Origin of the sequence: Entomohabitans teleogrylli (assembly GCF_001484765.1) — a bacterium.
Taxonomy (GTDB): Bacteria; Pseudomonadota; Gammaproteobacteria; order Enterobacterales; family Enterobacteriaceae; genus Entomohabitans; species Entomohabitans teleogrylli.
In genome coordinates this window covers 1-10,199 of record NZ_LLXO01000062.1, presented here as the reverse complement: position 1 = coordinate 10,199, position 10,199 = coordinate 1, and the positions used below count along the sequence as shown (strand labels likewise).

The window sequence follows — 10,199 nt, the reverse complement described above, 5'->3', positions numbered from 1 at the left end:
AAGTTCTGAGGCCGGCTCAGAAGCGCCAGGCGGTGCATTTCCTGCAGGAGGCTTATCGTATCAGTGTCCGCCGGGGATGCGGGTTGCTGATGCAGAGCAGAACTGTCTACCACTGGCAGAGCCGGCGTGACGATCGGGCGATAACCCTGCGTATCCGGGAGATCGCGGAAACCCGGATACGCTATGGCTGTCCGCGTATTCATATCCAGCTGCGGCGGGAGGGCTGGCTTGTTAACCATAAGAAAACACACCGGATTTACTGTCTGGAAGGCCTCAACCTGCGCAGAAAGCGCCCCCGCAGACATGTCAGTGCAGCACATCGCCAGCAACGTCCGGTCCTGACCCATATCGATCAGTGCTGGAGTATGGATTTCGTGTCGGATAATCTGTTTAACGGACGGCGTTTCCGGGCGCTGACTGTAGTCGATAATTTTAGTCGGGAGTGTCTGGCGAGCCATGCCGGAAAGTCGCTGAAAGGCGAGGATGTGGTCGGTGTGATGGAGGGGTTGCGGGTGCTGGGTAAGCGCCTGCCGGTACGTATTCAGACAGATAACGGCAGCGAGTTTATCTCAAAAAGTCTGGATAAATGGGCGTATGAACACGGCGTGACCCTGGACTTCTCGCGCCCCGGAAAACCGACAGATAACCCGTTTATTGAGTCATTTAACGGCAGTCTGCGGGATGAATGCCTGAACATTCACTGGTTCCTGTCACTGGAAGATGCGCAGGACAAACTCGACAGCTGGCGCAGGGAATACAATCATGAAAGGACGCATTCATCATTAAATGACATGACTCCGGCTGAATTCATCCGAAGTCTCCGGAAAGACGAAGATCTCTGATTTAGCACTGCACTGATTTTGGGCCAGGGTCAAGAAACCGGAAATCTCAAAAAGTGTGTGGAACTAAAACGGGTGTGCTTACATGACCAGTTTTGCTGCTGTGCCATTCTATAGAAAGAGACATAATTCGCCCGACAATTAATTTTTTGATATACATCAAAAAATAATCAAAATCATAAATTAGAGAAATATATAAAACATCAATCCTTTGTAGGTATTAAATATTAATTAACTCGGGGAGGGTGAATCATTATGCTATTTAACATGACACTTCCCGATAAGCTTCGTGGACAAAACCTGGTCCTATTACACTAGCTACAGTCCGGTTACATTGTAAAATTCTTACCTCCGTGTTAAAGATAACTTGTTGTAAGGTAACCAAAATGTGAAGATTCCTGGTGGTGGTTACTTACATGCTTATTAAATTATAGGTGAGGGGTTATTGATTGGTTTTGTGAATTATATTTTTTATCCTTGAAAGGAATTTATTTGAATGGAAACGAAAAAAAATACTCTATTGGCTGGTCTATTAGTAGGTATGGGCTATGTAGCTTCTTCTCTGGCGGCTGACGGGCAGATTATATTTACTGGCTCAATGACAAGTCCGACTTGCGTCATCAGTGTCAACAACCAGGGCGCGACGGCAACTGTCAATATGCCACCTGTGCTGGCCAGTCAACTGGCTCATGGTGGCGATACAGCCGGTGAAACGCCATTCCGTATCACTCTTGATTCCTGTACCGGACCCACTGTACTTAGCGCTTACGTCTATTTTGAACCTGCCGCCGGTTATACAGCAACAGCAGGGATGATGAATAATAAATCAGGACCGGGTTATGCAGAAAATATCCGGATCGAGTTACTTCGTGATTCCTACTCACTTAATCTGGAGGAGGGGGTCAACTGGTCGACATGGTACGCCAGTGCTGCTGATCTGGATATAAACACTGTTACTAATAGTGCTTCCGGAGATTTCGTCGTTCGCTATTATGCTGCTAACGATTCTGTAACGGCAGGGACGGTTCAGACTGTAGTGAACTACACCATCATTTATTTGTAGGTGAGACTCGACAGAACACACCGCTACGTTGTTACAGGCATCGTGGTTGTGTTTCAGGATTAAGTTAAACCGGAAAGGAGTTTTATAATGAAGATGAATAAAACAGGTGTTCTGCTGATTACTTTACTGGGGATGACACCTGTTTCTCAGGCCCTTGCCGTTGATGGTCAGATTGAATTTACCGGTATGATTACCGATGTAACCTGTGTGGTTAGTGTTAACAATCAGGGACCAATGGCAACAATTACTCTGCCTACCATATCGCTCTATGATGATATCCACGCAGATAGTGAGACGCCGTTCCGTATCACGCTCGAGGGCTGTACCGGTCCCACCTTAAGCACCGCTTACACCTATTTTGAGGCCGGGGCAGGATATGCGACAACATTTGGATGGCTGAATAACAAATCAGGACCGGGTTATGCGGAACATGTTTATGTTGAGATCGCGAGAAATGGAGGTAACCTCCAGCTGAATGATATCACGCACCAGAGTCAGGCCACTTTTGATCTTTCCGATGGTTATGCAGACTACACTGCTCATTATATAACCCTGGGTGGGCCGGTAACTGCAGGAGATATTTATACTGTGGCAGATTACACAATTATGTATCAATAGAGCGATATCCTGAAGGCGGGAGCTTGTTATACTTCTACCTGTTTCAGAGCCGGTTCCGGGCATGGAAAAACCAGAGGTTTGTATGAACAGACCTCTCTGTAATGAAATAACAGAATATTGTGTTACTCACCCGGAGAATGAATGTCTCCAGTAACTTCCGTGAATCAGCACCGGATACTACCTGCCAGTATTGCAGGGATAGCGTCTAACCATTTTTATCTATTGCGAAATATAACCGGTCTTACTGATCTGTTTCTGCGTTAGGTTCAACTGCCAGTCAGGAATATTGGTTTATTGATCTTCGATTTCTCTTTTTCGCCACTCCGTTGCAAATTCAGAAGTATCAGATAATTCAGTGTGAAACGTATACAGCCTTCGTTGTCGTCCTGTTGTTAGTACTCTCGGCTCAGAGATTATTTATCCGAACATAGCTTATCCAGGTTACGCTGAAGAGCTGAACAGGTCTATGATATGACTATGGAGGTGCTGATCTGCTCAGTATTAAAAACCTGCTTATCTGATATTGCTGTATATCAAATTGGTATCAGTCTGAATGATTTGCTTATTTTGATCTAAGTCACGATTTAGAAGATATGAAAAATCACACTGTCCCCCCCGTCTTATTAAGTCGTTTATCTTGATTGTTTTTTTGATGCGTAGTTTTTTATATCGCAATATCTGATTCTGATTCTTAATTTTATAATAAATGAGTTTTTTATCTATCAGATAATGCCTGACAGGCAGAGGCAAAAAATGACAACCTTTGAAGGCACATGTTAAAATATATTTGAAGTGAGTTTTTAAGAATGTTCATGGTGAAAATGCTCTTGAAAAAAGAGTGGTAATGAAATGCCTGATTTTGTGATTAAACCTCACTACAGGCTATTTTGCTCTCTGGTACAGGATTACCTTAAACAAGGAACTTAATCTATGATGAAAAGAACCTCTCTACTGGCAATAGTTATTGGCATGAACTTTACGATGCCGGCTCAGGCTTATGACGGTATGATTACCTTTCAGGGTGATATTACTGATAATACCTGTGAAATATCTGTCAATGGCGGTGGGGCAACAGAGACTGTCAGTTTGCCGAAGATTCCGGCATTTGCACTGAACTCCCCGGGAGTAACTCAGGGCGATACCCCTTTTACGATTGCATTAAGTAATTGCACAGGAGCGACGCTATCATCTGCTTATACCTACTTTGAGAGTGGAACGTATCTGGACTCAGTGTCAGGGCGTCTGAATACGGTATCAGGAAGTGATTCCGCAGGGAATATTCAGATTCAATTACTGGATAATACTCACCAGCCAATTTTTATTGGCGACCAGTCAAGCCAGAGTTCCAATCTTATTGATATCTCTTCAGGAAGCGGGTTGATGGACTACATCGCTCGTTATTATGCCACCGATGCTGCTACGGCAGGTACAGTTTATACCTCTGTTAATTACAGTATTGTTTATCTGTAATCCATAAATTCAGTGCGGGGTTCACGTCTACCCCGCGATTAAACAGGCACAATCTATTGTCTGTAATGTGCTGCGTGACAACGGGTAAAGTTTCAGTATCCGGGTTTTGTGATGCCTGAAGAAATATCCTGGCTGAAGGAAAACCGTGTTAAGGACTGATTCATCTGTTAAGGACAGACTCATGTTTGGTTATAAGTTCAAGCATTATATGGCAATTACAGCCGTTTCACTGTCAGTCGTATGGGGTTCCTGTTCTCAGGCTGCTGTTGTAATTAATACGACGCGTGTTATTTACAATGAAAAGGCCGGCGAAACCATCGTGCAATTAAGCAATAAGGGGAAAGGGCCGGTACTGTTACAGTCATGGATCGATGATGGTGATGCAAAAGCGCAACCCGGTGCGGCTAATGTGCCATTCAACCTGACCCCTCCTGTAGCACGTCTTGATCCTGATAAAGGGCAGACACTGCGTATTGTTCGTACTGGTGGGGGAGTGTCTTCGCAGCAGGAGTCCCTGTTCTGGCTGAATGTACTGGAAGTGCCACCTAAACCGACCAGGCAAATCGCTGCCGGTGACAACCTGATGCAGTTCTCTTTTCGCTCACGTATCAAGTTATTTTACCGCCCCACAGGTCTGACAATGACTTCCCAACAGGCCTACGAAAAAGTTGTGTTGGCCCTGCGCAAGAGTGGTTCGGACTATGCGGTTGTCGTTAAAAACCCATCGCCGTATCACATCACATTCCGTCAATTAGATGTTCGCCAGTCTAAAGATTCATCTGTGCTTGGTTATCTCGGTAAAACACCTGACAGGATGGTTGCACCATTCAGTGAGTTGAGTCTGGTACTTCAGGGAGTCAAAGCTCCCATTCCGGCAGGGGTAAAAGCGTTTTATAGCCTGGTTAATGATGTGGGTGGAGACAATAAGTATGAAAGGACGCTGGCGACCAGGTAAAGTCTCTGAAGTATACCGTCACACAGTCCGACAGGCATCCTGCTCAAAACTCATGATCTTGATGCCTATCGCTCTGGTTGTTAGTTCGTTAGCGCAGGCCCGGGAGGAAGGAGAAGAGGTTGAATTTGACGGCTCACTTTTGCGCACAATCGTTGATGTCAGCGCGTTTTCACGCGGTAATCCTGTCTCACCAGGTTCACACCGTATAGATATTTATATGAACGATCGGCGTAAAGGACGGCGCGATGTGACTTTTGTCCTTTCATCACCGGGTGACACCAGTGCGATACCTTGCTATGACATAAAGTTACTGACATTACTGGGTATTGCGGTCGATAAGTTGGATAAAGCCGCACTGGAGCGTCTGCGTTCCGAAGCACAATGTGGGGATCTCAGTGATATTGTCCCTGGTGCTACAGCCAGATTTGATACCGGCAGCCAGCGTCTGGAGGTTCGCGCTCCGCAGATTCTGCTACAGCACGAGGCAAGGGGGGGCGTGGATCCTGCTTTATGGGACCATGGAGTCACAGCGGCTACGCTACAGTACGACTACAACGGTTATCGTTCCGAATATTCAGGTTCGGCAAGCCAGAGCAGTCAGTACATGTCACTACGTGGCGGATTGAACTGGCGAGTATGGCGTCTGCGCTATCGTGCTAACGCTAGCTGGAGTAACCAGCAGGGATTCAGTTATCACAGTAACCAGACCTATCTGGAACGCGCTCTGACTGACTGGCACAGTAAACTAGTACTCGGGCAGTTCACTACCGAAGGTCAGGTATTTAACAGTGTGGGATTTCTCGGGGCTCAACTTAGCTCAGACGATCGTATGTACGCCGATTCCCGCAGGGGCTTCGCGCCAGTCATCCAGGGGGTGGCGAATACCAATGCGCTGGTTAAAGTCACTCAGGGCGGTTATCAGATTTATGAAACTACTGTACCACCGGGACCATTTGCGCTTGATGATTTGTACCCGACCGGGAGCGGGGGGGATTTACTGGTCACCGTCAGGGAGGCGGATGGCCGTGAACAGGTATTTACCGTCCCGTATGCCAGTATTCCTGAATTGCTGAGACCCGGAGTCAGCCGCTATTCTCTGAACGCAGGTAAATACCGCAATAGTGCCATGAAGGATGAGCCGCTGTTAGGTATGGCGACATGGCAGCATGGTTTTTCGAGCCTGTTAACCGGATATTCCGGGCTGATAACTGCCAGAGACTATACCGCTGTGTCCGGTGGGCTCGCGTTTAACACGCGGATGGGGGCATTCTCTCTGGGGGCTATCCAGTCCCGGACCCGGCTGGTGAATCAACATTCTAGGCAGGGGAACAGTCTCCGGTTCACTTATGCCAAACGTCTGCCGGTGACTGATACCAGCCTGGCATTGACTGGATTTCATTATACCGGACAGGGATATTATGAGACGGATGAGGCGATGTTGTTGCGTGACAGGGCGAAGTACCCACGGAATAGCATCAGCACCAGTAACTCTACCTATGCCCGACGTAATCGTCTGCAGCTTAATGCTACTCAGCAGTTACCCGAAAGGTTTGGAACCTTTTCTTTAAACGCAAACTGGCAGGATTACTGGAATCAGAAGGGAACTGACACTGAATATCAGGTGAGTTACAACAACTATTTCAAGCGTGTTAATTACGGAATTAGCCTGAACCGGATACGTAACCTGACGACTTCCCGCTGGGAAAACACGGTAATGCTGACATTCTCTATCCCGTTAGGTTCCGGGCCGAGTACACCAAATCTGACCAGTAGCTACACTCGCCAGCGAGAACAACACTCGCTGCAAAACTCTCTTTCCGGATCGTTAGGCGAAGATAACCAATACCGTTATGGTGCGTTTTTCAATGGCTCGCGCCACAACAATGGCGACAACGCAACCAGCGTAGGGGGAAATGTTTCGTGGTCAGCGCCCTGGGCATCGCTTGGCGGGAGCTATTCCACCGGGAGCGGCTATAGCCAGTATGGCGCAAACCTGTCCGGCGGTGTCGTCGCCTATCAGGGGGGTGTGGTATTTACTCCGATGCTGGGAGATACCACGGCTATTGTTGAGGCTGAGCATGCCGGTGGCGCCAGGGTCACAAGCTATAGCGGAGTTCGTTTGAACAGTCGTGGCAAAGCCGTTGTGCCCTGGCTCAGTCCTTATCGGCAAAACTCTGTTGAAATTGACCCGCGTGGACTCTCCCATGATGTGGAACTGAAATATACCAGCCAGAATGTGGTTCCAACTGCAGGCGCTGTGGCCCTGCTGCGTTATGAAACGGAGAGTGGTCATACCTTCCTTGTAAATAGTGCTGATATCAACGGCAAGCCTTTACCTTTTGGAGCCACTGTTATGGATGAGCAGCAACGCGTGGTGGGGTATATCGCTCAGGTAGGACAGGGGTTATTGCGTACAGCAAAAGAACAGGGGACGCTAACCGTGAAATGGGGTGAACTACCTACAGAACACTGCCAGTTCAGCTACCGCATACCCGTTTTATCTGATACGAGAGCGTTTGATTACCCTCGTTTGAATGCCACCTGCCAGTAAGCAAGGAAAATAGGATGACGCAACAATTCCCTGACAATGTTAACCCATACCGCGCACTGTCTTGTCGGCTATCGGCTGGCTGGCGTTCTATGGTAAGACTAAAAATCTTTCTCCTTATGCTGACAGGTTCCGGATATTCTGGCCACGCCATCGCAGATGGAACATGGGTAGACTGTATTTATGGTGGCAGTAGTACTCAGAATATTAATTCAACTACCACCCTTGATGTACCGCGGGATATTGGCGTTGGCGAAGCAATTGGGCCGTGGATTACTGTATCCACGCCCGGAGCCTGGCGTTGCACACACCGTGATGAATACCAGAATATCCACCCACAAATGGGGGTGCAGGTTGCATCGCCGGGTCATGTTGCTGTTCAAGCGATTGATGTCGATGGGGTGACATACAGTGCTTATAGTGCGGGTAACATGTCATTGATGGGAATAGGTTATGTGCTGCGCTGGCGTTTTACGCTTAATGGTCAGGCTAAAGACTGGACGGCCTTGACCAGCGGGCGTGAAGCTTTTCAGTCTCCTGATCAGTTGCTAACGGCAACTGATAATAACGGAGCTCCCTGGCTGTTGGGAGTAGAAACACAGATTCGTTTTGTCAGAACCTCCACGAATACTTTAATTAATGGCCACAGCATTGGCATGTTTTATGCGGCATTGATGCGTCCGGTACAGGTGTACAATGGCAGCATTAATCCGGGTTCAGACAAAATCAGTTCAACTTTTTTCAGCAATGCGACTTACATTGCTTCTGGTGGAACCTGCACCACCCCTGACGTTACGGTCTCTATGGGGGATGTGAGTATTTACGCGTTTACCGGTATCGGTTCAACGGCGGCAAAAACTCATTTTGATCTGCGCTTTAATTCCTGTCCGGCCAATATGAACAGTATTGATTATAGTTTTGCTGCTACGACTCCGATTCTTGATGCCGGTAATGGCGTTGTTGCATTGAATGCATCATCAACGGCAAGCGGTGTGGGAATACAATTAATGCGCGAGGAAAATAAGGCTGTGTCATTTAATGAGTTATACCGACTGGAGAGTTATTCATCTGCGTATGGAGGGAGTTATACGGTACCGATGATTGCCAGTATTTACCAGACAGAAAAAGCCATTGCCGCCGGTAGTGTACGTAGCGCAGTGACATTCACGTTAAACTATAAGTAGTGTTATGAAAGCGTTTCTGAAATCTGGCGGATTATGGAAAAAGCGTCTTTTCTGGTTAATGTTCACTATAGTGATGGTAGTCTTTTTTGAGCCAGTCAGTCCGGCAGGAGCAGCAATTTATCTGGGAGAAACTCGGATTATTGTCAACAGCCGGGAAAAGGAGGCTACGCTACGAGTATCGAATGACAGCGATGCGCCAGTCTTATTGCAGGTCTGGGTGGATACCGGTGACAGAGAAGCAATACCGGGAGATATTTCAGTACCTTTTACCATTACACAGCCGATCCTGCGTCTGGATGGTAAACGCTCGCAGCGCCTGCGTATTATCTTTACTGGAGAGGAGTCACAACTGGCCGGTGACAGGGAAAGCGTATTCTGGCTGAATGTACTGGAGATCCCACCGAAACCGCGGGCAGACCCAGAGAAGAACCGCATACAGATGGTCTTCCGCAGCCGAATCAAACTCTTTTACCGCCCGGAAACGCTCAGGGAAAACACGAATATTCCGCGCCATCAACAGCTGCGTTTTAAGATTATCGTTCAGAATAAAGTACCAGTCTTGCAGATAAGTAATCCGACGCCATTTTATCAGACACTGCTCGAGCTGGCTGTGGGCCAGGACAGGCAACGGCCGCAGCTAAGTGTTTTGCCGGATGACGGTATGGTGGCGCCTTACCAGCAGTTACAGCTCCCTGTGAGCCAGGCCGGAAGAGATATCACCAGAGGGATGCGCGTCTTTTATTCGCTGATTGATGACTTTGGTAATGTACTTACCGGTGAGCAAACTCTACTGTAGAGACTGAATCTCCTGCACTATCGCCTGGCGGCAGGAATATAACCGACAGATCACACTCACCGTTAAATAACCAGGCTCCAGAGAATTTCCCTCAGGATTTATATGTGACATAACTACAGGCAAGGCCACTATATATGTAAGCGTCCAGCGAGAACCGTATTGACGGGGATGTGTTATTCAGTTGGCAGTGCTACGCGCCAGGGGAGCAGTTCATTCACCCGATTGATCGGCCAGTCTGCTATGACGTCAAGCACATGCCGGAGGTCGCTTTCTGGTTCCACGCCGTTCAGTTTGCACGTCCCTGTCAGACTGTACAGCAACGCTCCACGCTCACCACCGTGGTCTGAGCCGAAGAACAGCCAGTTTTTTCTCCCCAGACTGACCATCCGCAGCGCATTTTCAGCAAGGTTATTATCCGCTTCGGCCCGGCCGTCTTCCGCATAGTACGTCAGTGCCGGCCACTGGTTTAGCGCATACGTCAACGCCTTCGCCAGTTCTGAGTGTCGCGACAGCGTTTTCATCTTTTCACGCAGCCAGCTTTCCAGGGATTTCAGCAGCGGTTTCGCTTTCTGCTGACGTTCAGCAAGGCGTTGTTCTGCCGGTATTCCCCTTATCTCCGCCTCAACGGCATACAGTTCGCCGATACGTTTCAGGGCTTCCTCCGTCAGCGCCGACGGCGTGCGAACGTGCACATCGTGGATTTTACGGCGGGCGTGAGCCCAGCAG

At 48.2% G+C, this 10,199-nt stretch carries 9 protein-coding genes; 8 read left to right on the top strand and 1 reads right to left on the bottom strand.

The features are described 5' to 3' along the window. The 8 genes from AQ981_RS24955 to AQ981_RS24920 all read left to right on the top strand — a co-directional run. Positions 1-842 (top strand): IS3 family transposase (locus AQ981_RS24955; protein ID WP_121500740.1); only part of this gene is annotated, 842 nt, incomplete at its 5' end. Positions 843-1,335: 493 nt separating this feature from the next. Further along, positions 1,336-1,902: a fimbrial protein gene (locus AQ981_RS24950; RefSeq protein ID WP_058914464.1), complete on the top strand. Its 567-nt coding sequence runs from the start codon at positions 1,336-1,338 to the stop codon at positions 1,900-1,902. 87 nt (positions 1,903-1,989) lie between these two features. Further along, positions 1,990-2,520, top strand: coding sequence for a fimbrial protein (locus tag AQ981_RS24945; protein WP_058914463.1), 531 nt, complete (start codon positions 1,990-1,992; stop codon positions 2,518-2,520). A 930-nt stretch (positions 2,521-3,450) separates the two neighbouring features. Next, positions 3,451-3,990 (top strand): fimbrial protein, encoded by a 540-nt coding sequence (locus AQ981_RS24940; protein ID WP_058914462.1) that lies wholly within the window; start codon positions 3,451-3,453, stop codon positions 3,988-3,990. 181 nt (positions 3,991-4,171) lie between these two features. After that, complete coding sequence (locus AQ981_RS24935) at positions 4,172-4,945, top strand: fimbrial biogenesis chaperone (protein ID WP_058914461.1); 774 nt, start codon at positions 4,172-4,174, stop codon at positions 4,943-4,945. Positions 4,946-5,006: 61 nt separating this feature from the next. Beyond that, entirely contained in the window at positions 5,007-7,496 is a 2,490-nt protein-coding gene (locus AQ981_RS24930; RefSeq protein WP_161969193.1) for a fimbria/pilus outer membrane usher protein, read from the top strand. Between the two features lie 14 nt (positions 7,497-7,510). Next, a complete protein-coding gene (locus AQ981_RS24925) occupies positions 7,511-8,677 on the top strand; it encodes a fimbrial protein (protein ID WP_082683275.1) in 1,167 nt (388 codons plus the stop codon). Between the two features lie 4 nt (positions 8,678-8,681). Continuing rightward, positions 8,682-9,473 (top strand): fimbrial biogenesis chaperone, encoded by a 792-nt coding sequence (locus tag AQ981_RS24920; protein WP_058914458.1) that lies wholly within the window; start codon positions 8,682-8,684, stop codon positions 9,471-9,473. A gap of 173 nt (positions 9,474-9,646) precedes the next feature. Here the strand turns inward: AQ981_RS24920 and tnpC are convergent. Further along, a partial coding sequence (gene tnpC, locus AQ981_RS24915; protein ID WP_121500739.1) for an IS66 family transposase occupies positions 9,647-10,199 on the bottom strand: 553 nt, incomplete at its 5' end.

What these genes read in the sequence shown, in the direction of transcription:
- AQ981_RS24925 (WP_082683275.1), top strand. Translation starts at nt 7,511, where the DNA reads ATGACGCAACAATTCCCTGACAATGTTAACCCATACCGCGCACTGTCT.
- AQ981_RS24945 (WP_058914463.1), top strand. Translation starts at nt 1,990, where the DNA reads ATGAAGATGAATAAAACAGGTGTTCTGCTGATTACTTTACTGGGGATG.
- AQ981_RS24950 (WP_058914464.1), top strand. Translation starts at nt 1,336, where the DNA reads ATGGAAACGAAAAAAAATACTCTATTGGCTGGTCTATTAGTAGGTATG.
- AQ981_RS24930 (WP_161969193.1), top strand. Translation starts at nt 5,007, where the DNA reads ATGCCTATCGCTCTGGTTGTTAGTTCGTTAGCGCAGGCCCGGGAGGAA.
- AQ981_RS24940 (WP_058914462.1), top strand. Translation starts at nt 3,451, where the DNA reads ATGATGAAAAGAACCTCTCTACTGGCAATAGTTATTGGCATGAACTTT.
- AQ981_RS24935 (WP_058914461.1), top strand. Translation starts at nt 4,172, where the DNA reads ATGTTTGGTTATAAGTTCAAGCATTATATGGCAATTACAGCCGTTTCA.
- AQ981_RS24920 (WP_058914458.1), top strand. Translation starts at nt 8,682, where the DNA reads ATGAAAGCGTTTCTGAAATCTGGCGGATTATGGAAAAAGCGTCTTTTC.